This is a genomic window from Butyrivibrio proteoclasticus, assembly GCF_900115735.1.
Lineage (GTDB): Bacteria > Bacillota > Clostridia > Lachnospirales > Lachnospiraceae > Butyrivibrio > Butyrivibrio proteoclasticus_B.
The window spans coordinates 1-24,988 of record NZ_FOXO01000037.1 but is presented as its reverse complement, the minus strand read 5'-3'; the positions used below and the strand labels follow the sequence as shown (position 1 = coordinate 24,988).

At 40.3% G+C, this 24,988-nt stretch carries 43 protein-coding genes; 33 read left to right on the top strand and 10 right to left on the bottom strand.

What is annotated here, in order from left to right; translation table 11 throughout:
• Positions 1-58 precede the first annotated feature (58 nt).
• Positions 59-235, top strand: a complete 177-nt coding sequence (locus BM146_RS19250) for a glycosyltransferase family 4 protein (RefSeq protein ID WP_143087522.1) — start codon at positions 59-61, stop codon at positions 233-235.
• Between the two features lie 192 nt (positions 236-427).
• Here BM146_RS19250 and BM146_RS16620 read toward each other — a convergent pair whose 3' ends face one another.
• Entirely contained in the window at positions 428-775 is a 348-nt protein-coding gene (locus BM146_RS16620; RefSeq protein ID WP_177201718.1) for a hypothetical protein, read from the bottom strand.
• Positions 776-1,057: 282 nt separating this feature from the next.
• On the opposite strand from BM146_RS16620, the gene BM146_RS16615 reads away from it, so the two are divergent.
• The 6 genes from BM146_RS16615 (at position 1,058) to BM146_RS16590 (ending at position 5,416) form a co-directional block, all read left to right on the top strand.
• Entirely contained in the window at positions 1,058-1,822 is a 765-nt protein-coding gene (locus BM146_RS16615; protein ID WP_074891502.1) for a YdcF family protein, read from the top strand.
• Positions 1,823-1,982: 160 nt separating this feature from the next.
• On the top strand, positions 1,983-2,462 hold the full coding sequence (locus tag BM146_RS16610; protein WP_074891499.1) for a hypothetical protein: 480 nt from the start codon (positions 1,983-1,985) through the stop codon (positions 2,460-2,462).
• A gap of 24 nt (positions 2,463-2,486) precedes the next feature.
• Positions 2,487-3,014: an NUDIX domain-containing protein gene (locus tag BM146_RS16605; RefSeq protein ID WP_074891497.1), complete on the top strand. Its 528-nt coding sequence runs from the start codon at positions 2,487-2,489 to the stop codon at positions 3,012-3,014.
• 27 nt (positions 3,015-3,041) lie between these two features.
• Positions 3,042-3,944, top strand: coding sequence for a patatin-like phospholipase family protein (locus BM146_RS16600; RefSeq protein WP_083413620.1), 903 nt, complete (start codon positions 3,042-3,044; stop codon positions 3,942-3,944).
• Positions 3,945-4,216: 272 nt separating this feature from the next.
• Entirely contained in the window at positions 4,217-4,510 is a 294-nt protein-coding gene (locus BM146_RS16595; protein ID WP_074891494.1) for a hypothetical protein, read from the top strand.
• 72 nt (positions 4,511-4,582) lie between these two features.
• On the top strand, positions 4,583-5,416 hold the full coding sequence (locus BM146_RS16590; RefSeq protein WP_074891491.1) for a deoxyribonuclease IV: 834 nt from the start codon (positions 4,583-4,585) through the stop codon (positions 5,414-5,416).
• Here the strand turns inward: BM146_RS16590 and BM146_RS16585 are convergent.
• Positions 5,377-5,559, bottom strand: a complete 183-nt coding sequence (locus tag BM146_RS16585) for a metallophosphoesterase (RefSeq protein WP_074891489.1) — start codon at positions 5,557-5,559, stop codon at positions 5,377-5,379. The genes BM146_RS16590 and BM146_RS16585 overlap by 40 nt on opposite strands.
• 206 nt (positions 5,560-5,765) lie before the next feature.
• Here BM146_RS16585 and BM146_RS16580 point away from each other — a divergent pair, with 206 nt between their 5' ends.
• The gene (locus tag BM146_RS16580; RefSeq protein WP_074891487.1) at positions 5,766-5,978 is read left to right on the top strand and encodes a hypothetical protein; all 213 of its coding nucleotides are present in this window, start codon (positions 5,766-5,768) and stop codon (positions 5,976-5,978) included.
• 25 nt (positions 5,979-6,003) lie between these two features.
• Positions 6,004-6,393: a DUF4342 domain-containing protein gene (locus BM146_RS16575; RefSeq protein WP_035764832.1), complete on the top strand. Its 390-nt coding sequence runs from the start codon at positions 6,004-6,006 to the stop codon at positions 6,391-6,393.
• A 95-nt stretch (positions 6,394-6,488) separates the two neighbouring features.
• Here BM146_RS16575 and BM146_RS16570 read toward each other — a convergent pair whose 3' ends face one another.
• Positions 6,489-7,103 (bottom strand): hydrolase, encoded by a 615-nt coding sequence (locus BM146_RS16570; RefSeq protein WP_074891485.1) that lies wholly within the window; start codon positions 7,101-7,103, stop codon positions 6,489-6,491.
• 355 nt (positions 7,104-7,458) lie between these two features.
• Between BM146_RS16570 and BM146_RS16565 the strand changes: the two genes are divergently transcribed.
• The 11 genes from BM146_RS16565 (at position 7,459) to BM146_RS16510 (ending at position 14,207) form a co-directional block, all read left to right on the top strand.
• On the top strand, positions 7,459-8,007 hold the full coding sequence (locus BM146_RS16565) for a histidine phosphatase family protein (protein WP_143087521.1): 549 nt from the start codon (positions 7,459-7,461) through the stop codon (positions 8,005-8,007).
• A 498-nt stretch (positions 8,008-8,505) separates the two neighbouring features.
• Entirely contained in the window at positions 8,506-8,700 is a 195-nt protein-coding gene (locus BM146_RS16560; RefSeq protein ID WP_242949427.1) for a hypothetical protein, read from the top strand.
• A gap of 18 nt (positions 8,701-8,718) precedes the next feature.
• Positions 8,719-9,060: an arsenate reductase family protein gene (locus tag BM146_RS16555; RefSeq protein ID WP_074891481.1), complete on the top strand. Its 342-nt coding sequence runs from the start codon at positions 8,719-8,721 to the stop codon at positions 9,058-9,060.
• Between the two features lie 29 nt (positions 9,061-9,089).
• The gene (locus tag BM146_RS16550; protein ID WP_074891478.1) at positions 9,090-9,323 is read left to right on the top strand and encodes a purine biosynthesis protein PurH; all 234 of its coding nucleotides are present in this window, start codon (positions 9,090-9,092) and stop codon (positions 9,321-9,323) included.
• The gene (locus BM146_RS16545; protein WP_074891476.1) at positions 9,320-9,628 is read left to right on the top strand and encodes a hypothetical protein; all 309 of its coding nucleotides are present in this window, start codon (positions 9,320-9,322) and stop codon (positions 9,626-9,628) included. Before BM146_RS16550 ends, BM146_RS16545 begins: the two co-directional genes overlap by 4 nt.
• A 118-nt stretch (positions 9,629-9,746) precedes the next feature.
• On the top strand, positions 9,747-10,019 hold the full coding sequence (locus BM146_RS16540) for an acylphosphatase (protein WP_083413618.1): 273 nt from the start codon (positions 9,747-9,749) through the stop codon (positions 10,017-10,019).
• A 22-nt stretch (positions 10,020-10,041) separates the two neighbouring features.
• The gene (locus tag BM146_RS16535; RefSeq protein WP_177201717.1) at positions 10,042-10,257 is read left to right on the top strand and encodes an aspartate dehydrogenase; all 216 of its coding nucleotides are present in this window, start codon (positions 10,042-10,044) and stop codon (positions 10,255-10,257) included.
• A 12-nt stretch (positions 10,258-10,269) separates the two neighbouring features.
• On the top strand, positions 10,270-11,010 hold the full coding sequence (locus BM146_RS16530) for an MmcQ/YjbR family DNA-binding protein (RefSeq protein WP_242949426.1): 741 nt from the start codon (positions 10,270-10,272) through the stop codon (positions 11,008-11,010).
• 201 nt (positions 11,011-11,211) lie between these two features.
• Complete coding sequence (locus BM146_RS16525; protein ID WP_242949425.1) at positions 11,212-11,406, top strand: hypothetical protein; 195 nt, start codon at positions 11,212-11,214, stop codon at positions 11,404-11,406.
• Positions 11,407-11,740: 334 nt separating this feature from the next.
• Positions 11,741-13,078, top strand: coding sequence for a dicarboxylate/amino acid:cation symporter (locus tag BM146_RS16520; RefSeq protein ID WP_074891469.1), 1,338 nt, complete (start codon positions 11,741-11,743; stop codon positions 13,076-13,078).
• Positions 13,079-13,562: 484 nt separating this feature from the next.
• Positions 13,563-14,207, top strand: coding sequence for an MBL fold metallo-hydrolase (locus BM146_RS16510; protein WP_074891466.1), 645 nt, complete (start codon positions 13,563-13,565; stop codon positions 14,205-14,207).
• Positions 14,208-14,287: 80 nt separating this feature from the next.
• Here BM146_RS16510 and BM146_RS16505 read toward each other — a convergent pair whose 3' ends face one another.
• From BM146_RS16505 to BM146_RS16500, 4 genes are all read right to left on the bottom strand, one after another.
• Positions 14,288-14,632 carry a hypothetical protein gene (locus tag BM146_RS16505; protein WP_074891463.1) on the bottom strand — a complete coding sequence of 115 codons (345 nt, stop codon included), beginning with the start codon at positions 14,630-14,632 and terminating at the stop codon, positions 14,288-14,290.
• Between the two features lie 26 nt (positions 14,633-14,658).
• Positions 14,659-14,814, bottom strand: a complete 156-nt coding sequence (locus BM146_RS19650; RefSeq protein WP_177201716.1) for a hypothetical protein — start codon at positions 14,812-14,814, stop codon at positions 14,659-14,661.
• A 9-nt stretch (positions 14,815-14,823) separates the two neighbouring features.
• A complete protein-coding gene (locus BM146_RS19645; protein ID WP_177201715.1) occupies positions 14,824-14,976 on the bottom strand; it encodes a hypothetical protein in 153 nt (50 codons plus the stop codon).
• Between the two features lie 73 nt (positions 14,977-15,049).
• Positions 15,050-15,922: a LysR family transcriptional regulator gene (locus BM146_RS16500; protein WP_074891460.1), complete on the bottom strand. Its 873-nt coding sequence runs from the start codon at positions 15,920-15,922 to the stop codon at positions 15,050-15,052.
• A 122-nt stretch (positions 15,923-16,044) separates the two neighbouring features.
• Between BM146_RS16500 and BM146_RS16495 the strand changes: the two genes are divergently transcribed.
• Genes BM146_RS16495 through BM146_RS19635 form a run of 5 tightly spaced genes read left to right on the top strand, consistent with a single transcriptional unit; the run spans position 16,045 to position 18,603 of the window.
• A complete protein-coding gene (locus BM146_RS16495) occupies positions 16,045-16,260 on the top strand; it encodes a hypothetical protein (RefSeq protein ID WP_074891457.1) in 216 nt (71 codons plus the stop codon).
• A 17-nt stretch (positions 16,261-16,277) separates the two neighbouring features.
• The gene (locus BM146_RS16490) at positions 16,278-17,282 is read left to right on the top strand and encodes an alpha/beta hydrolase (RefSeq protein WP_074891454.1); all 1,005 of its coding nucleotides are present in this window, start codon (positions 16,278-16,280) and stop codon (positions 17,280-17,282) included.
• Between the two features lie 16 nt (positions 17,283-17,298).
• Entirely contained in the window at positions 17,299-17,841 is a 543-nt protein-coding gene (locus BM146_RS16485; RefSeq protein ID WP_074891452.1) for a flavodoxin family protein, read from the top strand.
• A 12-nt stretch (positions 17,842-17,853) separates the two neighbouring features.
• On the top strand, positions 17,854-18,459 hold the full coding sequence (locus BM146_RS20080; protein WP_074891450.1) for a cyclophilin-like fold protein: 606 nt from the start codon (positions 17,854-17,856) through the stop codon (positions 18,457-18,459).
• Between the two features lie 3 nt (positions 18,460-18,462).
• The gene (locus BM146_RS19635) at positions 18,463-18,603 is read left to right on the top strand and encodes a hypothetical protein (RefSeq protein ID WP_177201714.1); all 141 of its coding nucleotides are present in this window, start codon (positions 18,463-18,465) and stop codon (positions 18,601-18,603) included.
• Here BM146_RS19635 and BM146_RS20210 read toward each other — a convergent pair.
• Positions 18,582-18,854, bottom strand: a complete 273-nt coding sequence (locus BM146_RS20210; protein WP_083413617.1) for a TetR/AcrR family transcriptional regulator — start codon at positions 18,852-18,854, stop codon at positions 18,582-18,584. The genes BM146_RS19635 and BM146_RS20210 overlap by 22 nt on opposite strands.
• Before the next feature lie 348 nt (positions 18,855-19,202).
• Between BM146_RS20210 and BM146_RS16470 the strand changes: the two genes are divergently transcribed.
• From BM146_RS16470 to BM146_RS16440, 8 genes are all read left to right on the top strand, one after another.
• Positions 19,203-19,370, top strand: a complete 168-nt coding sequence (locus tag BM146_RS16470) for an antibiotic biosynthesis monooxygenase (protein ID WP_083413616.1) — start codon at positions 19,203-19,205, stop codon at positions 19,368-19,370.
• 4 nt (positions 19,371-19,374) lie between these two features.
• Positions 19,375-19,593 carry a hypothetical protein gene (locus BM146_RS16465; RefSeq protein WP_074891447.1) on the top strand — a complete coding sequence of 73 codons (219 nt, stop codon included), beginning with the start codon at positions 19,375-19,377 and terminating at the stop codon, positions 19,591-19,593.
• A 73-nt stretch (positions 19,594-19,666) separates the two neighbouring features.
• The gene (locus BM146_RS16460; protein ID WP_074891444.1) at positions 19,667-20,563 is read left to right on the top strand and encodes a phosphatase PAP2 family protein; all 897 of its coding nucleotides are present in this window, start codon (positions 19,667-19,669) and stop codon (positions 20,561-20,563) included.
• Positions 20,564-20,614: 51 nt separating this feature from the next.
• Positions 20,615-21,175: a hypothetical protein gene (locus tag BM146_RS16455; RefSeq protein ID WP_074891440.1), complete on the top strand. Its 561-nt coding sequence runs from the start codon at positions 20,615-20,617 to the stop codon at positions 21,173-21,175.
• A gap of 241 nt (positions 21,176-21,416) precedes the next feature.
• Positions 21,417-21,872 carry a flavodoxin family protein gene (locus BM146_RS16450; RefSeq protein WP_074891437.1) on the top strand — a complete coding sequence of 152 codons (456 nt, stop codon included), beginning with the start codon at positions 21,417-21,419 and terminating at the stop codon, positions 21,870-21,872.
• A 7-nt stretch (positions 21,873-21,879) separates the two neighbouring features.
• Positions 21,880-22,005: a hypothetical protein gene (locus BM146_RS20205; RefSeq protein ID WP_278308524.1), complete on the top strand. Its 126-nt coding sequence runs from the start codon at positions 21,880-21,882 to the stop codon at positions 22,003-22,005.
• 55 nt (positions 22,006-22,060) lie between these two features.
• Positions 22,061-23,404, top strand: coding sequence for an MATE family efflux transporter (locus tag BM146_RS16445; RefSeq protein ID WP_074891434.1), 1,344 nt, complete (start codon positions 22,061-22,063; stop codon positions 23,402-23,404).
• 137 nt (positions 23,405-23,541) lie between these two features.
• Entirely contained in the window at positions 23,542-24,168 is a 627-nt protein-coding gene (locus BM146_RS16440) for a flavodoxin family protein (RefSeq protein WP_074891433.1), read from the top strand.
• Between the two features lie 78 nt (positions 24,169-24,246).
• On the opposite strand, the gene BM146_RS19245 is transcribed toward BM146_RS16440, so the two are convergent.
• Positions 24,247-24,483 (bottom strand): hypothetical protein, encoded by a 237-nt coding sequence (locus BM146_RS19245; RefSeq protein WP_143087520.1) that lies wholly within the window; start codon positions 24,481-24,483, stop codon positions 24,247-24,249.
• Between the two features lie 321 nt (positions 24,484-24,804).
• Positions 24,805-24,988: hypothetical protein (locus BM146_RS19880; protein ID WP_207649939.1), on the bottom strand; the 184-nt coding region annotated here is incomplete at its 5' end.

Sequence of the window (24,988 nt, the reverse complement as noted above, 5' to 3'; positions counted from 1 at the left end):
ATATAGATTTCAGGATAATAGACTAAGACAAATTGGGATTTTGTAAAGGATAACAACCATGAAAATACTAATTGTTTGCGGAGAATACTTCAATCAAAGCAATGGTCTTTCGATTTCTACTCAGCGCTTTGTCAAAGAGTTCGTGCGTTTGGGAGAAGAAGTCCGTGTGCTGTCATCTGATCACGGCGGCGTATCCGATTATTCCGTACCGGTAATGCATGTATTATTTAAATAAAATGGAATAAACGGAAGGATTATTTCTATTTTTATTTTGCAGCGAATGGTAGTATTTCTGGACAATGCTCAGATGCTTAAGCTCAAGGATATCCTGGATGAGATTGCCAAGCAGGAAGACACGAGTCTTCTGACAAAAAGCTCTTTAAGTCTATGATGAGGTAGCATCTCTCTTTTGACTCTATTACAGGTATCATATGGCAGCTCCTGACATATTGCCCTTGGAGTCGATAAAGACGCTTCTGTCATCAATATAGATATCGCAGGTGATCTTTCTGCTGTTATTACCATAGAGCTCAACTATTTCAGGCAGATTATCGTTAACCGCATCAAAAGTAAGTCCCTGTTCATGACACCAAGCGGTAGCATCTGAAAGAGCTTTTCCGGCTCTACAAGTCCAGAGTATGATTTTGTTTCCTGCCGCTTTTTCTTTTAACAGATAGCTGATAAGCCTGGTATTGGGATTACCAAGTTCCGGCCAGTTACTGTAGCAGAGAGTACCATCGAAATCAACGGCTATGATCTTATAATTGTTGTCCATACGCATATCCTCATGAATGATTATCGAATGTATGTTCCGAACATATGTTGGGATATTTTTTATAATACTCTTATCAGACTATTGTTTCAATCGAACAAATTATTAATTTTTTCTAATGCCGGATAAGGTATAATGGATGCATGTGCGGAAAATATTATTATGCTGATAAAACTGCAGAGGACGTGGAAGAAGAGCTTGGCCTGCCTGAGCTTAATAGAAAAAGCAACTATGAACAGCTGAACCTGTTCTGAAATATAAATGAAGGGATAAGGAAGATTTACTGTGAAATACTTGAGAGCCATTTTCTGCGTGCTCACGGTCATATGCCTGATCTATTCTGTGAGCATATACATGGTAGGAAGTGGAACCTTTTCTTTTGCTATATGGCTGGTGGGGGCAGCATTATTCGGATGTGCATGGTTCTTTGCCGGTGATGATAGATGGATGAAGGTGCCGGCAGTACTAAGAGAAGCCTGTTACTGTTTTATTATTGTGGCGCTTATTGTCTTTACTGTCTGCATGACGGCAATGTTAAGCCACTTTGGTGACAAGGGAGTAAAGGATATTGACTATATCGTTGTACTTGGAGCTCAGATGAGAGAAAACGGTCCGAGTATCATATTTAAGTACAGACTTGATGAGGCATATGAGTATCTTCTGGATAATCCCGAGACAATATGCATTGTCTCAGGAGGGCAGGGAAGAAATGAATCCGTTACCGAGGGAGAAGGCGGAAAAGAGTATCTAATCTCAAAAGGAGTTGAAGCGGGCCGCATCATAGCAGAGACAAGAGCCATGGACACAACAGAAAATATAGCAAATTCATTTGATATCATCGGAACTACTGGTGGTGAGGCAGATAAACTAAAGTCGATTGGGATTGTGACAAATAATTTCCATGTTTTCCGCGGAATACATTTGGCAAAAAAGCTTACGGAAGCGGATGTTTATGGAATTGCAGCCTATACAGTGCCATGGTATCTGCCCAACAACATGATAAGGGAATGCTTTGGAATAATAAGAGATATTACCATAATGAAGTGGTAGGCATGCATGATATTGGAACAACTTTCGCAAAGGATGAATGGCAGAAAAAACATCCTTGTTATGTTTGTGCTCCGCAGTGTAATCGGGGCAATCGCTGGTCCAATCTCATGACGCAGTAGAGTTCTTCAGGGGACTTGTGAAAGTTAGGTGATTCGAGAGAATGAGTAATATATGGGAAATACTACATAAACCTGATACAGTTGTATTCTTTGATATAGATGGAACACTGACCAGTTACAATTATGGCAAAAACCATGCACATCACGAACTTGATGGAACGCCGGAATTTCGAGATGTAAATATCTATGCTGATTGCAAGAGGCTTAAACCACTTTACGACTATATCAGTGGCCATGATGTTAACAGGCTCTTTTGCATATCCAGGGAGCCACATGGACATGAAGCATGGAAATCAGAAATGGTTGAAAGACTTTATGGCATCCCTGCATCCCATTGCTTTTATACTCTGGAGGCAAAAGAAAAACCGCAGATTGTCATGAACAAGGTAAAAGAACTCTTCCCGGATATTTCCCCGGAGTCAGTTGTTCTTATGGATGATAATGATGATACATTGGGAATGTATATGGCGCAGACTCCATTCTGTACTGCACATCCTATGATATTTATGGAATACCTTTGATATGACACTAAAGAGGAAGAAAAATTGGAATATATAGACATTTTTACAAGGGATGGAAAATTTACAGGAATCAGCAGGCCTAAGCATGATCCTAAAAAGCCTGGTGAATATTACAGGCACGTGCTTATAATCATGAAGACAGCTGACAGCCCAGAGCCTGGGGAAGGCGAAGGGCAGTATATTGTTCAGCAGAGATCGTTGAAGGCAAAATATTATGCTGGTAAATGGGACATGACCGGCGGAGCTGTAATGGCTGGTGAGACTCCGGAGGCAGCAGCTGCAAGAGAGGTAAAAGAGGAACTTGATATAACAGTTCCTGCTGATGAGCTAAAGCTTGGATATGAGAATATTGTTGACTGGGATGATGGAACAGGACTTCTTGTTTCTGTTTTTATGTGCAGAGTAGAAGTGCCTGAGGGCGGCTTTGAGTTTGATGCCAGAGAAGTAAACGATGTGAAAGTAATGCCGTTCCATGAATTTCTATATCATGTTTCTGACCACAACGACGAAGATTTCTGTAATAGCCTTAAAGAAATAGAGAAAAGACTTTGACTGGACATGTAAAGGATAGTTAGTTTGATGATTACCAAAAAAGTATATGAAAAATTAAATGATATACCGGATGGACATGCAAGAGGAAGACTTACCAAAGGATGCCTTGTGATTGAGGGCGGCGCTTTTCGTGGACTCTACAATCAGGGAGTAATGGACTTTTTCATGGAAAACAACCTGAACTTTGAGTGCGTCATTGGAGTTAGTGCTGGAGCAATGGCAGGTCTCAACTATGCTGCTGGCCAGGTTGGACGGTCTGCCAGATGCAACCTTGAATTCAGACATGATCCTGATTATATTGGTGCACTGGCTCTTGTTCATGCGCATAGTCCGCTTAATGTTGACTTTGCCATCCAGCCAAATGACAAGCTGGATAAGCTTGATGAAAGCACATTCTATGATCCTGCCAGACGTTTTGTGGCTGTTGCGACTGATTGCAGGAGCGGCAAAACGGTTTATTTTGAAAAAGGAAAATGCAGGGATATTCTATCTGCTATCAAGGCATCTGCTTCAATGCCATATGTATCTCCGATGGTGGAAGTAGATGGGAAACTGTGCCTTGATGGTGGATGTAGCTGCCATATCCCATACAGATGGGCCATGGAGCAGGGATATGAAAATATAGTGGTCATCAAGACAAGAGAAAGAGGCTACAGAAAAAAGGTTAAAAAATCGGGAATGCCTCAGCACTTTTATAAAAACTATCCTGAGTTCGCATCAAAGCTTGAAAATATGAATTCTGATTATAACAAAGAATGCGACGAGATCGACCAGCTTGAAAAAGAAGGAAGGATATTTGTAATAGCTCCTTCAGAACATGTTACAGTAAAGCGTGTTGAAGGTAACATTGATAAACTCGGTGATCTGTACTGGCTTGGCTACGAAGATGCTAAAAGGCAGTTATTTTCTCTGAACAAGTATCTTAATTGATAATGGGTACTATCTGACCCTAGCCTTTACCTGTTCAATCTTGTCTACCATAGTTTTGTTTGAAACAACATCAATATGAGGTTCTTTATTTCCCATATTATTCTCCGTTTCTACTTAATATCCTGATAATATATTCGGTACATATTGTGGTAAACCAAATATTATTTTGCTAAAACCACAATATGCAGTTGGTGTAATTATTGGACTCTTTGTTTTGTAAGATGAGTACAACAGATAACAACAAACCTTATCGTACAACAAGGAGGTGTCCAATGTTACAGCATATATATCCGGAACAGATCACATCAAATGTCACATACAGCCTTATTGGTAAAAGAGCTATCGCCGGAAAAAGGCTTCATGATCTTTCCAGTTACACTGTAATCATTATAGCAGATGAACTTGAAGATGAGACGTTAATAAAGAATATCGCTGATGACAAACTCCCGAGAAGAAGGAGTTCGACCGCCGTCAGGAACAGCTCCGCCGGGATAGAGAAGATGACAGGCTGGATGCGTGGCTCGACTTTGAAGATGAGATGGATGACATGTGAAAAGGTGCTTTAGGTGAACTGGAAAGGCAGATATAATGTATTTTAGAGAATATGTTTAGAACTTAACTGGAGCAGATTTGCAATTATGATTTATATTGGTTGTCATTTGACAGTTACAAATGGATATGAAGCCATGGGCCATCAAATGCTGGATTTTGGAGGAAATACATTTGCGTGGTTTACCAGAAATCCAAGAGGAGGGAAGTCAAAGGAGATAGATCCTGAGGATGTGAAGTCTTTATCCAAGGTCCTTTTGGAGAATAAATTTGGGAAGCTTGTGGCTCATGGCAGTTATACAATGAATCTGTGTTCATCCAATCCGGAAACAAGAGCTAACGGGCTGGATATGCTGCAGAAAGACCTTGAGAAGATGGAGTCTCTTCCGGGACAGTACTATAACTTCCATCCTGGTTCACATACCGGTCAGGGGGCAGACGTAGGCATAGAACAGATAGTTGAAGGATTGAACAAAGCTCTTTTCCCTCAGATGAAAACAACAGTGCTCCTGGAAACAATGGCGGGGAAAGGGTCAGAAGTGGGTAGAAACTTTGAGGAGCTAAAAGCAATAATCGACGGAGTAGAGTTGAACGACAAGCTTGGTGTGTGTTTTGATACATGCCATACCTGGGATGCGGGATATGATATAGTAGATAACCTGGATGGGGTGTTGGAGCAGTTTGACAAGATTGTAGGTCTGGACAAACTCAAAGCAGTTCACTTTAATGATAGTAAGAACGCATGCGGTGCTGCAAAGGATCGTCATGAAAAGTTGGGGCAGGGATTCATTGGCATGGATGCCATGAAGAGGATAGCGATGCATCCGGTATTCGACGGACTCCCTTTTATCCTTGAGACACCAAATGATGATGAGGGATATATTCAGGAGATTGCTACAGTGAAGAGCTGGTTTATTTTCTGAAGTATCTTTATCCCATCAGGGCCCCTGTCTATGGCATCTCCAAGAACATACAGGAAGTCATTCTCAGAGAAATCTATTACATCCAGCAGTTTTTCAAAGATATCATATTGCCCGTGAAGGTCAGAAATAGCGTAGGTTGACATGATGCTCTCCTTTTTAATTTGCTGAAAATGTGAAATAGCTGTCCCAATATCACTGAAGTAATTATGTAAACTAAGAAGTGGAACATCTATAATGATAACATCAACAGAAAAAAATAAAAGTTTGTAAACCTACAGAAAGAGGAGAGATCGATGGATAGAAAAGAGATGTAACTGCTGATGATGTTGTTGTGAAAGAGGTGAGTGTTATGATGACATTGTTGTTTATGATTTTATTCTTCGGTGTATTTGGAAAACTAATAGGATTTGCATTCAGGGCGTCCTGGAGCATCATGAAGGTGATGCTGTATATCGTATTCCTGCCTGCGATATTGATGATAATGCTGTTTGGCGGGTTAATATATATTGCACTTCCGATACTTGTAATCGTAGGGTTGGTAAGTTTTTTCAGCCGTGCATGAGTACATGATGAAAGGAGAGAATATCATGAATATCACATTAGAAGCAATTGAAAAGGTAATGGAACAGACAGGGGTTGAGTATAAAGCTGCAAAAGAAGCACTGTTAAAGACAGACGGAGATCCCGATGCTGCAATTAAGCTCATTCAGCCTGATACAAAAGATATCAGTGAGGATATCAAAGAGGCAATGGATAAGCTTAAAAAGAAAGTTGAAGAGGGCAACGTGGACAGAGTACAGATCAAGAAAGGCAATGAAGTTGTGTTCAGTGTCCCTGTAAATGTAGGTATAGTCGGTGGTATAATAGGACTTGCAGCAGCTCCGTGGGCATTGATCGCCGGATCAGTTGCAGCATTTGGACTTGGCTGCAGGCTGGAAGTGGTAAAGAAAGATGGGACCACGGACGAAATTAAGTAAGCTATCTGTATATGGCTTGGAAGAAAACTTTTTTAACATAAAGCAAAGGCGCAGCTGGTGTTCATAGACATCGGCTGCGCTTTAGTGTAGACGGATTAAGCTGTTTTACTTGAGATGTGATCAGCAGCAAGTTCATCATTTATTGTATCTTCGCATGCCTGCATTGCCTGCAATGTCATGGTGAGAAGTTTATCAAGCTCCCAACCAAGCTGGGTGGCGCCTCTTTCTATGACTTCTCTTGAGCACCCGGCAGCGAATCCTTTACTCTTGTATTTCTTTTTCAGAGACTTGAGCTCCATATCTTTTGTACTCTTTGATGGCCTCATAAGGGCAGCGGCCCAGATCAATCCAGTAAGTTCGTCCGCAGCGAAGAGTACCTTTTCCATTTCTAAGGTGGGTTCAACATCTATTGTGGTTCCGTTCCCGACTGTTATTCCATATCCATGGGAGCAAACGGAATGGATTATATCATCACTGACACCGCCATCTCTGAGAAGCTCAGGAGCTTTAAGGCAGTGTTCATCAGGATATAGTTCAAAATCTATATCATGGAGTAATCCAACGATACCCCAGTGTTCTTCTTCATTTGAATACCCGAGTTCGTTAGCATACCATTTCATAACTGCTTCAACAGTAAGGGCGTGCTGGATATGAAATGGATCTTTGTTATATTTCTTAAGTAGTGTAAATGCTTCATCACGTGTAATCATGGTATCCTCCTATCTTTCAGACTATTCTACTCCAATTTGATTCATATGACGATTAGTTATTTGTTATTGCTGGCGATAGCCTGATCAAGGCGCTCGATAAGCTGCCTGAGAAGCAAAGACGCAGATGCAAGCTTTATTTCTTGATGGGGCTTGGTGAAGATGAGATTGCAAAACTCGAAGTAGTCTCACATCAGATGGTCTCTTTGTCTATAAATGCAGCACTTGTCAGGCTCAGAAAGATGTTGAAGAAGTAATAAAATAGGTTATGATACAATTTTGTAATACGTCACTGTTTCGGTGGCGTATTATTTTGTGTATAATTATGGAAACTATTGAGCAGGTAATGGGGAACAGTATGGATCATTTTTATTTTATAAGGCATGGGGAAACTGTGTGGAATGTCGAAAACAAGATATGTGGAGCAACAGACATTGAGCTTACTGAGAATGGCCATGAGCAGGCAATACGTACTGGCAAGCTGATTCTTGAAAAGGGCATCACTGCTGATAAGATTCTGTCATCCCCACTTATAAGGGCATCTGAAACTGCACGGCACATATCAGAAGTGACCGGAATTCCCATGGAGATAGAGCCAAGGCTTATTGAACAGAATTTTGGAAGATATGAGTCCACACCCAGGGATGGAGCTGAGTTTCATGAGGCCAAGAAAGATATGGCGAGCAGATTTGGTACAGGAGAATCCATGCTTCAGACGGCTCATAGGATTTATGGCCTTCTTGACGATATTAAGGCTGGCGATAAGGAGTATATCCTTGTAGCACATAATGGTCTGGTGAGGATCATAGAATCGTATTTCAGAGAGATGGATAATGAAGAGTTTTCATCCATAGGAATAAAAAATTGTGAAGTGAAACGATATGACTTCAGGGATTGTGTTAAATGATTACTATGGGATGGACTGGAAGACAATTCACACCGGAAAAGTTTCTTTGACACCACTGCCTTATGACAAATTGTGGGAACATATACAAGAAAATGTCATGATTATAATGGTTGAATTGTGATCTAATGTACTCAACTAATGGTAGAGGTGCCTAAAATCAAGCTTTTCACTCATATCAACCAACAGTTCATGGTACCATTGTCATGAAGATGATATGGTGACTGTGAAAGGAGGAGCTCCTCATGGAACAGGAAAAAGTAGGAAAATTCATAGCGACTTGCAGAAAAGAGCAGGAAAATGAAGTGTCCTTACTGTGGCAATAAGAATTATCATAAGAAAACGCTGACAAAGTAGATTATAACGAGGTATGTGTAAAAGGGCTTTATGGAGGAAATCTATAAGGCTCTTTTTGTATATGGGAGAATTATATAAAAAATTTTCAGGATGCGTGTTCAGATATGATAGCAGTGAGTGTAAAATAGTTGTATGCGATAAAACATGTGTAGGAACATGGATGAGGGAACTCTTACCAGAACCAAAGAAATGCTGGATGATATCCATAAGCGAAAGATTGATATGTCGGATGAGATATTTGTAATCAATGTCGGTGGCTATATCGGGGACAGCACAAGGTCTGAGATAGCCTACGCCATCGAACATGGGAAGAAAGTAAAATATTTGGAAGAAGAATAAGGAACTTGTGATAAGAAGATGAATATACAGATTTTTGGCACCAAGAAGTGCAATGATACAAAGAAAGCAGAACGTTTCTTTAAAGAGCGTGGCATAAAGTATCAGTTTATTGATATGAAAGAAAAAGGAATGAGTAAAGGAGAACTCACTTCAGTAGCAAGTTCAAATGGCGGAATCATGAACATGATAGATCCTGATGCAAAGGATAAAGATGCTGTAGCGCTTCTCCAATATATTGCAGATGAGGACAAGCTGGAAAAACTTCTTGAGAATCAGCAGATAATAAAGACACCGGTAGTAAGGAATGGTAAGCAGTCTACGCTTGGATATCAGCCTGATGTATGGAAAAAGTGGGAGTAAGAATATAAAGGAGATGAGGGCATTTTAGTATGGAATCAATTCTTATAAAAGATACAACACGTGAAGAACGTGAGCAGATTGTGGCAGATTCGATAGGAAATATCAGCGGCTCATGCGACGGCTGCATGTCAGGGCTTGCTGATATGTACCAGGACTATATTGATGGTAAGAAGGAAATCCGTGAGATAAATATGGAATTTAGGGCCCACTATGAATCCGGAGTAGATGGGCCTGAGAAGGCAGATTGCGGGTACAAAAGATGACAGAGAATCAGATAGAATGGTCCAGGAAACGTGATGAACTGGTATCTGCTGTAGCAAAGCTCGGTTTTCCAAAAGAGCTTGGTGAGCAGATAGCAAAACAGCTTGGAAGCCCAAAGGCTATGGACAGGATGCTGGCTTATCTTTATAACGTGAAACCAAGAACCGCTGAGCTGGTGGTTGATGAGATGCTGGCAATCTGCAGCGATATCGACAGCTGGCATAGCAAGAAAGCTGCAGAGGAAGCAAACGCCAGGTACAATGAAATGCTGTACTATGGCCTTGGAACGGAGGATGAAGAATCGTGAGCAGATTAAAGAAACTCAGAACATATGTTGATAAGAAATTAAATATGTATATCCGCTATTTTGGATCAGAAGATTGGGGATGGAATGGAAGCAATTTCTGATACACCGGAGCATGGGCATGGAAAAAAGATACAGGCTAAGTTTTTATGGAATTGTGCAGGGCGTGGGGTTCAGATATACTGCCATGCATGCAGCGAATATGTACAGGCTCACAGGGTATGTGAAGAATGAATATGATGGTTCAGTCACCTGTGAAGTCCAGGGAGATGATGAAGCAATAGACAGTTTTGTAGCAACCATCAGTAAAGGTAGATTTATCGACATATCGGGGATAAATAAAAAGGTATTGGAAATAATACCTGATGAGCGCTCTTTTGAAGTCAGGTATTGAGTTTGGGTATAGAAGGGAAGTCATGCTTTTTAAGAAAAAGACTATAAAGAAAAACTATGACAAAGAGAGCCAGCGCCCTGTTATCAAGGCTTCCATATGCAATGGTGAGCAGGTTGCAGGCTTTCAGGATATTCATACAGGAGCGTTTGAAGAAGTTATGCTCATAAGAAGCCATGATGATCTTAACAAGTTTATGAGCACGTATGGGATTGAAGAAAAGATTGAAAAAATATACTAAACAGGGGTGTTTATGGCATCTGTAAGAGATGAAGTATTGAAATATATAAAGAAGAAATATAAGGTGTCTCCGGAATACCTTTGGAAAAGATACCCAGACTATGCAGTTTTCAGGCATGAGGATAACAGAAAATGGTTTGCCATAATCATGGATGTAGACGCAGATAAGCTCGGATTTCCTGGTGCTGAGCGCGTTGACATCATTGATATAAAAATAGATGACCTTATGCTCCGTGACCTCCTCTTACAACAAGAAGGGTTCCTGCCTGGTTATCACATGAACAAGGGCAGCTGGATGACAATACTGCTCGATGGTACAGTGAGTCTTGATGAAATCTGCAATATGATTGATGCAAGCTTTTTAGATACTGCATCCAAGAAGAAAAAGGATAAGTTTCGACAGCCAAAAAAATGGATAGTGCCAGCGAATCCAAAATACTATGACATAGAACATGCCTTTGATAATGCTGATGAAATAGACTGGAAGCAGGGTGCTGGAATTATAAAGGGTGATACAGTGTTTATGTATGTAGGAGCACCTGTATCTGCAATTCTCTATAAGTGTAAGGTTACAGAGGTAGATATTCCCTATGAATATGAGGATAAGAATCTTAAGATCACAGCCCTTATGAAAATAAAACTGCAAAAGAGATATAAGCCTGACAAGTTCACTTTTGACAGGCTGAAATCTGAGTATGGAATATATGCTGTGCGAGGACGAGGGGAATCCCTAACAGCCTCAGCGCAGCTTTGAAATAGAAGATTGGAAGGTAATAATGATGGAAGAATTAAGAGTAGATATGAGAGAGCGCACACCTGAAGAACCTTTCTTTTTTGATTATGGAGCTGTTATGATTTTATTTATGATGATTGGATTTGGGTGATTTTTCTCCGGTGTCCATAAAAAAATGAATACTATACAGATCTTTTGACTCATCTTAAGGATGACATTTATGTGGAGCACACAATTCCTCATTTCATATATGCAAATAAAATGGGTGAAAAGTACTTAAAGCGCTACAAAAAGTATTTTCGAAATCCTGATATCAGGGAATTTGACATGCAGCATGAGCAGTGGCTTTTTAGTGGCGAAAAGTATGCAGAGCCTGTACTTAGAGCTATAGATGAGTTTATGGAAATGCCTGTGTGAAGGGAGAGGAAGATGCTATAGTCTGAGCTTATCGCAGGCAATAACCATCACGTATTAGTCAAGATGATCAAACTCCATTATCATTTATTTCAACAGGAAACGAAAAAGAAAGGATGGCGTGAGAAATGCTTAACTTCAGAAATCACAAATCTGAATACATGTGTTGTGTGATGACAAATAACCGGGCATCATATATGGCTGGCATGTTGTCTCATCGATGTTCATGCCATCAAGCGTAAATAGAAATAGGACGTATGCCATATGCCCGGGAGACTCATTTGTCACCGGGCATATTTCTTTATCTATGTTTCATGTAAATTGGAGGAGGATCATCATGGAAATCAATGTATTAGAAATTGGAGCACTTATAACAGCACTTGCACTATTCGGAGTATTGTACTTCCTAAAAAGAAAACATGTGGACTTTGGAATAAGGACACTTATTGCAACAGCCTTTGGTGTAATCATCGGTCTCATATTCAAAGAGAATTACAAGTACGTTGCAGCATTTGGAACAGTATATGTAAATGCACTTCAGGCATTTGTGGTTCCACTTCTTTTGTTTAGCGTAATATCAAGCATCACAAACCTGGGAGATCAGGTTAAACTACATAAGGTTGGTCTTAAGTCAGTTCTTTTTTTGCTCCTGAACACATTTACAGCAGCAGTTATAACTCTTATAGCAGCTCTTTCACTGGGACTTGGAAAAGGATTTCAGTATACAGTAGAAGCTACTGAGGCAAAAGAGGTTCCTACAGCGGTAGATGCTATCGTAGGTCTTTTCCCAAAGAATCTCATAAATGAATGGGGCAGTAATACTGTTGTTCCTATCCTCGTGTTTGGCCTGATTGTTGCACTTGCATACAACAAGGTTGTAAGAAAGGATGAATCCGTTAAGCCTTTCAAGGCTTTTGTAGACGCGGCAAATACAGTACTCGGCAGAGCAGTAAGCTTCATCGTTTCTTTCACACCTTACGCAGTTACAGCACTTATCGCCAGAGCAGTTGGCAGAAGTAAGCTACAGGATCTTTTACCACTTCTTTCTGTACTTGTGGTTGCATATGTACTTGCAGCAATACAGCTCTTTGGGGTAGAGAGCGTACTTATAGCTGCAATCGGAAAGCTTAATCCTGTCACATTCCTTAAGAAGATCGCACCTGCAGGAATCGTTGCATTTACATCCCAGAGCAGCGTTGGTACACTTCCTGTCACAGTAAGCAAGTTAAAAGAGGATATTGGAGTTGATGGAGATGTGGCAGCATTCACAGCAGGACTTGGAGCAAACCTTGGAATGCCAGGATGCGCAGGAATCTGGCCGGTACTTCTTGCAGTATTTACAATCAATCAGCAGGGAATCAGCTACTCCGCAGGACAGTACGTACTTCTCATTGCGCTTACCCTTCTCGTTTCAATCGGAACAGTAGGAGTTCCAGGAACAGCAACAATTACAGCAACAGCTCTTTTCACTGCAGCAGGTCTTCCGGTTGAGCTGATAGTTCTTTTCTCACCTATATCATCAATCGTAGATATGGCAAGAACTGCAACTAATGTAGTAGGAGCTGCAACAGCAACAGTGCTTACAGCCGAAACAGAGGGACTTCTTGATCACGAAGTATACAATGGTAAAGTAGTAGAAAAATCTCAGGAGTCTAAAGAAGTGTCTGCGGCTTGATAAGATAATAAAAAAAGAGGGGAACCGGGCAGTCATAATTCTCATATAGGATTATGACTGCCTGGTATTTGTCTGATAAAATAAGACTGACGATGGAAAGCTTATTTTGGATTGGGAAAGCTTTTTTACCGAGCAGGGAATAGGGGGTGTTCATCCCGGAAACGAGGGAGCAGCATGTGGTATAGACGGAAAAGGATGCTAAAGGCAAGGATAGAAAGAGGCAAATATAGAATAATAACGAATGAACTTATTGCAGCTACGGATAAATCTGTAGCTGTTTTTTCGCGAGTAAAAATATGGTATCATTTTGTTATGACTTATTAAATGAAATTACAGAAAACCGCACTTGCTGCGGGTTTCGTGAGAAGGTGATACAAGGGTCAACCATGCCTCATCGACGTAGTCGATTCAATTTGGCATGGTTGATATATTCTTGAACTTTATGTTCAAGAATATATAAGTTTTTATACGAGGAGCAGTAAGAATGCTGGATAATATCGAAGTTTTTACACAGAGTAGCATCAGGATAAAGAATAAGTTTGCAACCATATATCTGGATCCTTTCCATATGAAAGAAGAACCACATGATGCGGATTATGTCCTGATCACACATGATCATTATGACCACTTTTCAGTAGAAGATATACGTAAGGTTATAAAGCAGGATTCTATGCTGGTTGTTCCAGCTGCTATGGAAGATGAAGCAGGGGAACTGGCTTCTGAAGTCAAGAGTATAGTGACAGTAACACCGGGAATATATAAGGAGATAGCAGGTCTTGAACTTGAAACTATTCCGGCATATAACACGGTGAAGCCTTTCCATCCTAGAAGGGCAGGGTGGGTCGGATATATTCTCAGGATTGAAGGGAAGAGAGTCTATATTGCAGGCGATACCGGACTTACCAAGGAAGCAAAGCAGGTAAAATGTGATATAGCCCTCGTTCCTGTAGGCGGTACATATACTATGGATGTCAAAAGAGCTGCAGACCTAATAAACACAATCAGACCGGAAGTAGCCATACCAATCCACTATGGCGGCATAGTAGGTAAAAAGTCAGATGGAAAGAGCTTTGCAGAGCTCGTAAACAGTCCGGTTAAAGTCGTTGAAAAAATACAGTATTTTGAATGACGCTAATAGTCTGTGAAACCGAGATGAGCAGAAAGGATATTTGAATGAATGATGAGTTGGGGTACAGAAGCGTAGGCAGTTCAGTTGTGGCTTTGTTTAAACCAGGTGCTTGACTTTATGATCATAGAGACTGCCATTATCAATACGATAGAGCATACTCCTAAGCCTGTAAGTGCGGTCATCTGCTTCCTGAAACTGATATCTTCTGCACCAAAACGGGCTGTCATTGCAATCTCAAGAGAAAGCATGGAGACAAGAGCTGCCGTGAAGCTGGAAATCCTGGCTGCGGTAAACATTGGATGAGTATGACCTCGATATTTTATAGCATTTACAGCTGTTGCGATTGTTGCATAAAAAGAATAAAAGGCCATCTCAAATATCAGAAGACCTGGATAATCAATTGTGCCTTCAAGTCTTGATGCCATCACTGTTATGAAGCAGAGAAATAAGTTTAGAACAAGAAGCTGGAAAGAAAGTATGCCAGATATGCCACCGGTCCTGTGATTTCTTTTGCAAGCACAGCTCCGACAAATACATACAGTGGGATGGAAATAAGTATAGCGGTGGATGGCTTAGGAATAAAAAGCCTCTGCAATATTTTTTTCATAAAACTCCTTTAGTTTCTGCCCTGATACTCTGAACTGATAATCTGCGCTATTTCTTCCTGAAGCATTACAAGCACCTTGTCTGCAAGATCATAAACATCCAGGTAATTGGCATAGAAAGTCGCCCTGTTTAAGCCTGCTCTTTTGCATATACTTATGCACAATGGGATGGAACATGGTCATCAGATGAGCGCACAGCTGCATCATAGCTTTATAAAGCTATGACATTCATACAAATTACTTGAAAGCCTTTTTTATTTGCTCCAGAAACTTTTCAGCAATAGGTGTAAAGGTCTGATACTTATTCCATATCAGATGTAGCTCTGATTTCAGTTCTGGCGAAAGTGGTCTGAAAACCATGTCAGTTCCTTCGGTATTTATCAGATCCTTAAATGTAAGTAGTATTCCAAGGTTTTCCCTTGCGAATACGGAACCGTTATAGGACAGTCTGAAAGAACCTTCAAGCTTAAGCTCATTAAATCTGTCTTTGGCCCATACTTTGATTTCATTGTTCCAGCTCTGCTCTGAGACAAACAGAGGCTGTTCTACAAGGTCAGATACTCGTATGGATTTTTTCTTTGCAAGGGGATGTGATGAAGATATGATTGCTCCCCATACATCAGCTTCCGGAAATTTAACATATTCATATTTATTGCTGTCAGGTGTTTCACATAGTACAGCAAAGTCTAAAATGCCCTTATCAAGCTTTTCAGTAACCTGTTCGGTATCTCCGCTGGTTATGTGATAAGTGAAATTGGGGTATTTTTCTTTTAACTTATAGATCTCTCTCGCAAGGTACCTGATCTGATAGCTCTCAGCCAGTCCAAAATAAATATCCCCACCTGTTATATCATCAAGGGAATTAAATTCCTGTTCTATCTTATCTGACATAGCAACAAGATCCTGGGCACGGTCACGTAGAAGCATCCCTTCGTCCGTAAGCGAAATGCTGAAACTGTGCCTTACAAACAGTTTTTTTCCAAGTTCTTCCTCTAATGCTTTTAATGTCTTTGAAAGAGTAGGCTGTGATACATGGAGCTGCTCAGCAGCCTTTGACATATTTTCTTCCCTTGCAACTGCAAGAAAGTATCTGAGATTTTTTATTTCCATGAAAACCTCCATAAAGTTGACGATTAAAGTGTTATTCCAAAAACGAATATCATGATATTTATTTTATTCATTAGCGAAAACCTGGTCAAGGATTTACTATGAAATCAGAAGGAGCAAAAAAGATGGATACCAAAAAGATTCTTGAAAGCCTTACTGACATGGGCTGTGATGAGAAAGAAATAAGTTTTATGAAAAAGATGTATGAAGAAGGAGATACAGATACACTTCTTCGAGATCTTAGGAAATGCCGGTGTCATCTGATGGATAAGCTACATGACAGTCAGAAAAAAGTTGATAACATGGATTTTTTGATAAGACAGATTCAGAAAGAGAAATGATTCAGGAGGAATGTAAAATGATCAGAAAAGAAGAACTAAACCTTGTAACAGAGTGGGATAAGACCTTTAAGAAAAGTGATAAGGTAGACCACAGCAAAGTCACATTTGTAAACAGATATGGAATCACACTTGCAGCAGATATGTATGTTCCCCAAAATCCAGAAGGTAAGCTTCCGGCTATTGCCGTATGTGGACCTTTTGGTGCAGTAAAGGAGCAGTGTTCAGGTCTCTATGCTCAGACAATGGCAGAGAGAGGATTTCTGACAATAGCATTTGATCCCTCTTTTACAGGAGAGTCTGGTGGAAATGTAAGATACATGGCATCTCCGGATATCAACACAGAAGATTTCATGGCGGCAGTTGATTTTCTATCACTAAATGAAATGGTAGATCCTGACAGGATCGGAATCATCGGTATCTGTGGCTGGGGAGGAATGGCTGTAAACACAGCAGCTCTTGATACAAGAATTAAAGCTACGGTAGCTATGACAATGTATGACATGACAAGGGTAAATGCCAAGGGATATTTTGATTCAGAGGACAGTGAAGAAGCAAGATATCAGCATAAGGCAGCTATGTGTGCGCAGAGACTGGAGGACCTTAAGGCTGGTGAATATAAGCTTGGCGGCGGAGTAGTAGATCCACTTCCGGAGGATGCACCTTTCTTTGTAAAAGACTATTATGACTACTACAAGACTGACAGAGGTTATCACAAGAGAAGCCTTAATTCCAACGGTGGATGGAATGTTATTGGCTGTGAGTCTTTTGTTAATCAGCCAATCCTTAAGTACTCTAATGAGATAAGGAGCGCTGTTTTACTTGTTCATGGAGAAAAGGCGCACTCTTGCTATTTTTCTAAGGATGCTTATGCAGATATGATCAAAGACAGCAAGTATGCAGATAACAAGGAACTTATGATAATCCCTGATGCTGTGCACACTGACCTTTATGATGGCGGAGATAAGGATTATATTCCTTTTGACAAGCTGGAGAGCTTCTTTAAGGAGAATCTGAAATACTGATAAAGGATGGGATGATATGAGTAAAGTGTTAGTTATTTCAACAAGCCTTCGTACAAATAGCAATTCAGATATACTTACTGAAAAGCTTATAGAGGGAGCAAAAGCGTCAGGTCATGATGTGGAGCATATAAGCCTAAAAGGGAAAAATATCGGATTCTGTATCGGATGTCTGGCCTGTCAAAATACACAAAAATGTGTCATTAAGGATGATGCTGTCACTATTGCAGAAAAAGTAAAGAATGCAGAAACTCTCGTTTTTACAACACCTATTTATTATTACGAGATGAGCGGGCAGATGAAGACTCTTTTGGATAGGCTCAATCCTCTATATCCTTCAGATTATAGATTTAGAAATGTATATATGCTCTCTGTCGCTGCTGAGGATGAAGAGTTTGTTCCTAAAAAGGCTGAAAGTGGACTTCAGGGATGGGTTGACTGTTTTGGAAAGGCTCGGTTTTCAGGCTCCTTATTCTGCGGTGGCATAGGTGATATGGGTGAGGCATCTGGGAAAACAGAAGAGTTAAACGAAGCTTTCGAGTTTGGAAAGGCTTTAAAATAAAGGAAGTTTGCGATGAAAACGAAATTGATTATGATGACACTCTGTGTGTTCATGATGCTTTGTACCAGCGCATGCTCAGGTGATACTAAGACATCATATGAAAACTATGATTCGAGCGCTGCCATTTCTGAATCAGAAGATATAGAAGCAGAAAGTACAGAGGAAATCGTTTTATCAGAAGACGTAAAAACATATCACACAGAAGAAACTGATAATCAAGCTGTTGAGAGTGACGCTTCTTCTGATGATACGGGTATTGGAGAAAAAACTATGATAATGAAAATTGGTGATATTAAAGTAAATGTAGATTGGGAGAATAATCAGGCAGTAGACGCGCTGCGAAATATGGTTGAAAAAGGCGATGTCATAATTCAGATGTCAATGTATGGCGGATTTGAGCAGGTGGGATCTATAGGTCAGAGTCTTCCAAGAAATGACAAACAGATGACAACATCATCAGGGGATATAGTTCTTTATTCAGGGAATCAAATAGTTGTGTTCTATGGGTCTAATAGCTGGTCATACACACAGTTAGGTCACATATCTGATAAGGATGAGGCTGGCATGACTGAGTTGCTTTCAAATGGCGATGTTACAATAACTATTAGCATGGGATAGGGATTGAATATTTCGGGTCTGGCAGATGGCTTTATCAATCAGCCTCAGATCGATGTAGCTTCCCTTACTGATTACGATCAGATGAAGGATAAGCCCTGGCTGTTATCAAAGAATGAATCGATTTATGAAGGTATTGTTTCATAGAAAAAACTGCATATTTCTTCAGGGCTGTAGGACTGATTTTTTGTCCACCATTTTACTGTTTCTGCAAAGTCACAAACCATATGATTGAGAAGATCATCTTTGGTTTCAAAATGACTGTAGAAGGTCGTTCTGCCAATATCAGCATTATCAATGATCTGCTGAACCGTTATTTTAGAGTAGGACTCTTCTTTGAGAAGCTCTGTAAAAGCTGTAAATATAGCTTTCCTTGTTTTTTTCTGGCGTCTGTCCATAACTAACCTCCGAACATTTCTTTAAAATTGAATCAGCAGATGCAGTTCTTTTGCTAAGGGTAAAAGACAAATGATGTTAAATTATGTGATTAAAAAAATGGCACTGTTTGGGGTATAATGGATATAACTGCTTTGGAGGCCTTCAAAAGGGGCATCCTACGGAGAAAGAGCTTCAGGGGGCAATTGAGTTTTATAAGAACCTATAATCCCAGGCATATATGAAGCCGTTGACCCTTTTTATATGAGAAAAGATTGTGACGAGATTTATGATATGGACTTTTTAGATGAGAGAATGAGCTTACCAATTCAAGGTGGTGGATTATGTATTTTGGAGGCTAAGAAAGATCAATGATTACAGTAAATCTTTACTATAAGGGACAAAACGGCGCTGCCAGAGCTTTTGCTGATGAGATGGAAAAGTCAGGAATAGTTGATGCTATCAGAGCCGAAGAAGGGAATCTGAGGTATCAGTATTTCCAGCCGCTTGATGATCCGGAGACAGTTCGAAAAGACTGATAAAATGCCTCTTAAGATAATCGTCTGGCCGGCTGTGGCAAGTCTTTTATATGGCATTATAGCGTTGGGACTGAACGCTGCAAGGATATTGGATGGACCATATTTCTTTTTAAAGGTTTATGAACAGTCTGCAGTTGTGATAGTTACCTGGTTTGCGATTATCGCAGTATTGTGTCTTGGGCTTGCTTTGTTGTACTACAAGCTTAAATGGAGAAGGCGGTGACTTATGGAATTGCGTGATGTTTGTAAAAGTGCACCTGTGAAAATTCACGTAACTGACGGAGGTGGATGGGAAAATGAATAAGAAAAAAATCATGGCGGTTCCCGCTGTATGCTTTTGGGGTGTCATAGCTGCTTGTTTTTTGGGTATAATTGTTGGATCATTTTTTGACTTTGGTATCAATGAGGCGCTTGCCAATAAGACAGATATTGGTGCCTTCTTTGCCACTTATGGATCATACTTTTCATATTGCCTGTATCCTGCAGCCGGATCATGCTTATTCGTGGGTCTCAGGAAGAAGGGAGACTGCTACCGCATACTGGCATATACTTTGCTGGTGCTGAGTTTGTTTATGGCTGTGTATTATTCTAACAGTTATAACGGCAAAAGCGTGCGCCAGTTGTTTGGGTATTCTGCCGGGCAATCCTCTCCGATACTGTCAGTTGCAAGTTGGATGTTCTGGGTTGTGCTGTATTCCTGGATACCATTTGTAATGATACGTCTATTGGATGACAGAAATCCTGACAGGCTCATTGCCGTTGGAGCGGCAATACTTATTGCAGGTATAACGGCAGATAATGTGAACTCGTGGCTCAAGCAGGTTGCTTCAAGACCTCGTTATAAATACCTGATCACATTAGATGATCCAATAAGCCAGTTCCGTAATTGGTGGCAAATGGTTCCAAACCTCGCCGGTGGTGATGATAATTTTAAATCCTGGCCCAGTGGTAACATGACAATAGCCAGTATGATGTTTTCGCTTCCGATGCTTGCGAATGTAATGAGAAAAAGGAGTGAAAGAAAGAATGTTATCTGTTTTATTATCGCCTGTCTTTATGTGTTGATCTATGGCTATAACCGCATTCATATGACTAATCATTTTTTATCTGATGTATGCTTTGGAACACTGATCACATATCTTATTTATGTAGCCGTAAGTGAAGCGTTTTTATCGGCGAGTAAAACGGATTGATAATGCGATGCATGCTTTGAAAGGGAGCCATATTTTTAGAAGGATTGGAAGATGTGTAGTGAGAAACTTGCAGTAATATTCCCTGGCATGGGATATAACGGGGATAAACCTCTTTTGTATTACACTAAGAAGCTGGCCAAGGCAGCAGGCTATGACGTGCTTGATGTTACATATGAGCTGCCGGTAAAGTCAAAAGAAATTCTAAATGATAAAGAAGGCATGAAAGCGGCCTTTGAGATAGCATTAAAGCAGGTAGAAGAGCAGCTTGATGGAGTTGAATTTGATAAATGTGAGAAGATTCTTTTTGTAGGGAAGAGTATAGGCACCGCCCTTGCTGCTTATTATGATAAAAATTATAACATCGGTGCTACGCAGCTTGTATTTACTCCGGTTCCTCAGACATTTGATTTTTTGAGAGCTGAAAGCGGAACAGTGTTCCATGGCAATGCGGATCCCTGGTGTAGAACAGATATTGCCAAGGCACGCTGCGAAGAGCTTGGACTTGAACTGGTAATAGTAGAAAAAGGGAATCATTCTTTAGAGACTGGGGAAGTGATCAGTGATATTCAGGAAATGGGGAATGTCATGAAAATAGTAGAAAAATTGCTATAAAGCAAGAAATCATATTTGAAGCGGTGGCGGGCAGGAAATAAATATCGGTGAGGCAGGCATTTCAGAATGGATAAAGTCATTAAATGAAATGTTCACCCATTGGAAAGTGTATATTTCTCCGCAGCTCACAGAAGCAGAGTATGCCGAAGGAATGGTCAATGAGCTTTTAAAAGACAATAGGGCTCTTTTTTGTTTATAATAAAGAAAGCAAATTGCGAAATAATATTGTGGGAGAGAGTTTATGAGTAATGCAGTGATAATCTATGCTTCGACACACCATGGCAATACAAAGAAGGTTGTTGATGCTATTGCAAAAGAGTTTGATGTGGAGCTGGTTGATGCTACTCAGGTTCATGAGAAAGACCTGTCTGGCTACGATCTGATTGGATTTGCTTCCGGCATATATGCGGCACAGTTCCATCAGCAGATAAAGAACTTTGCCCAGGTTAATCTTCCTCAGAATAAGAAGATCTTTTTTATAATGACCAGTGCAATGAATAAGGACTTTTCAAAGTCAATGGCAGAGCCTATAAAGGGCAAAAATGCTGAGGTGGTGGGCAAGTTTACCTGTCATGGATACAACACATTCGGTCCGTTCAAACTCGTTGGAGGAACTAGCAAGGGGCATCCTGATGAAAATGATCTGAAGGACGCTGTAGAGTTCTATAGAAGACTTGTAAGAGTCGGACAAGCTTAAATAAGCGATGCAGAAGATTCCTCAGCCACTGCATCTTTTGAAGATATATCCGGAAAGCTATGATTATCTGGATTCAGATCTGAAAAAAGAGGGCTTTGAAGTAAGGCAGCATAGTGGAAAGTACTATAACTGAAAATATGCATGTAAACAGACTGTTATGAATTATTTATAGGACGGCTTAGGTTTTAATGACTAATGAAAAGAATTTTACAGAAGGAAAAATCATAGGACCACTTATGAGGTTTGCGCTGCCAGTAATGTTCGCATTGTTCTTACAGGCGATGTATGGCGCTGTAGACTTGATGGTTGTGGGCAAGTTTTCTGTTCCGGAAGAGGTGTCAGCGGTTTCAACAGGTTCCCAGATAATGTTGACAATAGGAAATCTTGTAGCATCACTTGCGATGGGAACGACTATCTATTTTGGACAGCAGATTGGTATGGGGAAGCTGAAACTTGGGGGACAGATCATAGGAGCGAGCATAGCTCTTTTCATGGCTATCGGATTATGCATGTCGATTTTGATCCCAGTGCTATCTCCTCAGATTGCATCTGTGATGCAGGCTCCGGAGGCGGCTTTTAGTCAGACTGTATGCTATATACGTATCTGTGGTGCAGGAATGATCGCCATTGTTTCATATAACCTTATTGGTGCGATATTCAGGAGCATGGGAGATTCAAAGACGCCACTTATTACTGTAGGTATTGCCTGCGTAGTAAATATTGTGGGAGATCTTTTGCTCATAGCAGTACTTGGACTTGGGGCGAGAGGTGCTGCAATAGCCACAGTATCAGCACAGGTTGTTAGTGTAGTAGCTTCCCTTATCTTTATTTCAACGCAGAAGTTTGCCTTTGAGTTCAATTTTAAGATGATCAGGTTTGACAGTGAGATTATCGGGAAAGTTCTTAGACTTGGATCTCCTATAGCCCTTCAGGACTTTCTTGTAGGTCTTTCGTTCCTGGTAGTACAGGCTATTGTAAATACTCTGGGTGTTACGGCATCAGCCGGCGTTGGAGTTGCGGAAAAGGTATGCGGATTTATCATGTTGGTTCCTTCAGCATTTATGCAGTCAATATCTGCTTTTGTGGCACAGAATGCTGGTGCTGGCAAGATGGATAGAGCACTGAAGGCACTTAGGTCAACCATAGCAGTCTCTTTTGTTTTCGGCTTTGCTATGTTTGTTCTTGCGTTCTTTAGAGGAGATCTTCTTACAGGAATATTTGCAAAAGATACTGATGTTGTACTGGCAGGCGCAGAGTACCTTAAGTCATATGCTATTGACTGCCTGTTTACATGCTTCCTTTTCTGCTTTATTGGTTTTTACAACGGTATTGGAGTAACAACCTTTGTTATGGCGCAAGGGATTATTGGAGCTTTCCTTGTAAGGATTCCGGTAGTAATCCTTATGAGGAAATGGGAACCGGTTACATTGTTTCATATAGGACTTGCAACACCTTGCTCTACGGTAGTGCAGATAATTTTGTGCTTTGGTTGCCTGATATTTCTTAAAAGGAAGAAAAGGCTATGTCTCTGACAACAGTATGCTGGATAAGGATAAAGATTTCATAAGGAAATAAAAAAGGGTTATGCTACAAAAGAACTTGAGTTGAAGCTGATTTTAGGATATATGATAATTAATAGATGAGAATCCTGTGTAAGAGGAGATTTCAAATGGCAAAGGTATTATTACTTAATGGTAGTCCGAAGGCAGATGGCTGCACGGCTACTGCACTTGACGAGATGATAAAAGTTTTCAAAGAAGAAGGGATTGAGACTGAGGTCATCCAGGTTGGAAACAAGGACATTAGAGGATGTGTTTCCTGTGGGTACTGTGAGAAGAACGGCAAGTGTGTTTTTAATGATCTTGTAAATGAAGTTGCAGATAAGTTTGAGGAGGCAGATGGCCTTGTTGTGGGAAGTCCTGTTTATTACGGCTCCCCTAATGGAACAATCCTTTCATTTATGGACAGGCTCTTTTACAGTACATCTTTCTCAAAGCAGATGAAGGTAGGCGCTGCTGTTGTGAGCTGCAGAAGAGGCGGTAATACGGCTACTTTTGATGTGCTAAATAAGTACTTTACAATAAGCGGAATGCCGGTGGCTTCCAGTACTTACTGGAACCAGGTTCATGGTTTCACAGCAGAAGATGTAAAAAAAGACCTTGAGGGACTTCAGACAATGAGGAATCTGGCCAGGAACATGTCCTTTATGATCAGGGCTTTTGCAGATGCAAAGGAAAAGTACGGACTTCCGACTGTGGAGAGAAATGCATTTACAAGTTTCCCTGATGGAAAGTAAGACATTAATTGAGAAAAAAGGTATCTATCTGAAAAGAAAAAGGGCAGATACAGTATAAGTGACATGCTACGTATAAGCTTATACGTATGTGCCCTCTGGAAAATCAAGCGTCTGAAAAAATGATACTATAAAAATATCATCACTTCCCCTATTATCTATAAAGAAGTCTTCAATGGCAACCTTATGTAATTGACCATCATCATCTATTTGATTAACAATACGCATCACTTTTCTTTCACCACGATTATAAGCTTCAAGAAGACTTTTTCTATTAAAGGCATTCTGAACCTCTTCTCTTGATTCTGGAACTGTCATATTTACCACTTTTTTTAGACAGTCATCATATAATCCGGTTTCTGGTATGATAAGATCTAAGAAGTTTTCTCGTTTCATAAATGTATATGAGTTCTTACTTATATTTACAAATTTAATAAGAGAGAACTTAATATATACAGAATCGATAAGCATCCTAACCTGGCCTAGAACTGATCAATGCCATTTAGCTAACTGTTCCGTTTCTGTTTGATTATAACAATTGACATTATTATACCATTTTAGAGCCTTTGGTTAAGCGTTTTCTGCATAGCAAACAGACAGATGCAAGATCTGCCTGCTACTACATATCAGGTTGAGGAACTAAGCTACTCTATACAAGAAACTACAGGCACCTATACCTCGTAGATTACGGATAAAATGCCGCTCATCTGTTTTATCTACTCTTAGATTACGTTCTATCCATGCTATTACATCAGGTATCGGCAAAGATTTAGCCATTTTAAGAAATTTATGGCAAATTTTCGCTGCCATAGAGAAGTTGATT

Bases quoted from the DNA above. Each gene is read 5' to 3' on its own strand.
- BM146_RS19250 (WP_143087522.1), top strand. From the start codon at position 59: ATGAAAATACTAATTGTTTGCGGAGAATACTTCAATCAAAGCAATGGT.
- BM146_RS16620 (WP_177201718.1), bottom strand. From the start codon at position 775: ATGGACAACAATTATAAGATCATAGCCGTTGATTTCGATGGTACTCTC.
- BM146_RS16610 (WP_074891499.1), top strand. From the start codon at position 1,983: ATGAGTAATATATGGGAAATACTACATAAACCTGATACAGTTGTATTC.
- BM146_RS16600 (WP_083413620.1), top strand. From the start codon at position 3,042: ATGATTACCAAAAAAGTATATGAAAAATTAAATGATATACCGGATGGA.
- BM146_RS16595 (WP_074891494.1), top strand. From the start codon at position 4,217: ATGTTACAGCATATATATCCGGAACAGATCACATCAAATGTCACATAC.
- BM146_RS16590 (WP_074891491.1), top strand. From the start codon at position 4,583: ATGATTTATATTGGTTGTCATTTGACAGTTACAAATGGATATGAAGCC.
- BM146_RS16585 (WP_074891489.1), bottom strand. From the start codon at position 5,559: ATGTCAACCTACGCTATTTCTGACCTTCACGGGCAATATGATATCTTT.
- BM146_RS16580 (WP_074891487.1), top strand. From the start codon at position 5,766: ATGATGACATTGTTGTTTATGATTTTATTCTTCGGTGTATTTGGAAAA.
- BM146_RS16575 (WP_035764832.1), top strand. From the start codon at position 6,004: ATGAATATCACATTAGAAGCAATTGAAAAGGTAATGGAACAGACAGGG.
- BM146_RS16570 (WP_074891485.1), bottom strand. From the start codon at position 7,103: ATGATTACACGTGATGAAGCATTTACACTACTTAAGAAATATAACAAA.
- BM146_RS16565 (WP_143087521.1), top strand. From the start codon at position 7,459: ATGGATCATTTTTATTTTATAAGGCATGGGGAAACTGTGTGGAATGTC.
- BM146_RS16560 (WP_242949427.1), top strand. From the start codon at position 8,506: ATGTGTAGGAACATGGATGAGGGAACTCTTACCAGAACCAAAGAAATG.
- BM146_RS16555 (WP_074891481.1), top strand. From the start codon at position 8,719: ATGAATATACAGATTTTTGGCACCAAGAAGTGCAATGATACAAAGAAA.
- BM146_RS16550 (WP_074891478.1), top strand. From the start codon at position 9,090: ATGGAATCAATTCTTATAAAAGATACAACACGTGAAGAACGTGAGCAG.
- BM146_RS16545 (WP_074891476.1), top strand. From the start codon at position 9,320: ATGACAGAGAATCAGATAGAATGGTCCAGGAAACGTGATGAACTGGTA.
- BM146_RS16540 (WP_083413618.1), top strand. From the start codon at position 9,747: ATGGAAAAAAGATACAGGCTAAGTTTTTATGGAATTGTGCAGGGCGTG.
- BM146_RS16535 (WP_177201717.1), top strand. From the start codon at position 10,042: ATGCTTTTTAAGAAAAAGACTATAAAGAAAAACTATGACAAAGAGAGC.
- BM146_RS16530 (WP_242949426.1), top strand. From the start codon at position 10,270: ATGGCATCTGTAAGAGATGAAGTATTGAAATATATAAAGAAGAAATAT.
- BM146_RS16520 (WP_074891469.1), top strand. From the start codon at position 11,741: ATGGAAATCAATGTATTAGAAATTGGAGCACTTATAACAGCACTTGCA.
- BM146_RS16510 (WP_074891466.1), top strand. From the start codon at position 13,563: ATGCTGGATAATATCGAAGTTTTTACACAGAGTAGCATCAGGATAAAG.
- BM146_RS16505 (WP_074891463.1), bottom strand. From the start codon at position 14,632: ATGGCATCAAGACTTGAAGGCACAATTGATTATCCAGGTCTTCTGATA.
- BM146_RS19650 (WP_177201716.1), bottom strand. From the start codon at position 14,814: ATGAAAAAAATATTGCAGAGGCTTTTTATTCCTAAGCCATCCACCGCT.
- BM146_RS16500 (WP_074891460.1), bottom strand. From the start codon at position 15,922: ATGGAAATAAAAAATCTCAGATACTTTCTTGCAGTTGCAAGGGAAGAA.
- BM146_RS16495 (WP_074891457.1), top strand. From the start codon at position 16,045: ATGGATACCAAAAAGATTCTTGAAAGCCTTACTGACATGGGCTGTGAT.
- BM146_RS16490 (WP_074891454.1), top strand. From the start codon at position 16,278: ATGATCAGAAAAGAAGAACTAAACCTTGTAACAGAGTGGGATAAGACC.
- BM146_RS16485 (WP_074891452.1), top strand. From the start codon at position 17,299: ATGAGTAAAGTGTTAGTTATTTCAACAAGCCTTCGTACAAATAGCAAT.
- BM146_RS20080 (WP_074891450.1), top strand. From the start codon at position 17,854: ATGAAAACGAAATTGATTATGATGACACTCTGTGTGTTCATGATGCTT.
- BM146_RS20210 (WP_083413617.1), bottom strand. From the start codon at position 18,854: ATGGACAGACGCCAGAAAAAAACAAGGAAAGCTATATTTACAGCTTTT.
- BM146_RS16470 (WP_083413616.1), top strand. From the start codon at position 19,203: ATGATTACAGTAAATCTTTACTATAAGGGACAAAACGGCGCTGCCAGA.
- BM146_RS16465 (WP_074891447.1), top strand. From the start codon at position 19,375: ATGCCTCTTAAGATAATCGTCTGGCCGGCTGTGGCAAGTCTTTTATAT.
- BM146_RS16460 (WP_074891444.1), top strand. From the start codon at position 19,667: ATGAATAAGAAAAAAATCATGGCGGTTCCCGCTGTATGCTTTTGGGGT.
- BM146_RS16455 (WP_074891440.1), top strand. From the start codon at position 20,615: ATGTGTAGTGAGAAACTTGCAGTAATATTCCCTGGCATGGGATATAAC.
- BM146_RS16450 (WP_074891437.1), top strand. From the start codon at position 21,417: ATGAGTAATGCAGTGATAATCTATGCTTCGACACACCATGGCAATACA.
- BM146_RS20205 (WP_278308524.1), top strand. From the start codon at position 21,880: ATGCAGAAGATTCCTCAGCCACTGCATCTTTTGAAGATATATCCGGAA.
- BM146_RS16445 (WP_074891434.1), top strand. From the start codon at position 22,061: ATGACTAATGAAAAGAATTTTACAGAAGGAAAAATCATAGGACCACTT.
- BM146_RS16440 (WP_074891433.1), top strand. From the start codon at position 23,542: ATGGCAAAGGTATTATTACTTAATGGTAGTCCGAAGGCAGATGGCTGC.
- BM146_RS19245 (WP_143087520.1), bottom strand. From the start codon at position 24,483: ATGACAGTTCCAGAATCAAGAGAAGAGGTTCAGAATGCCTTTAATAGA.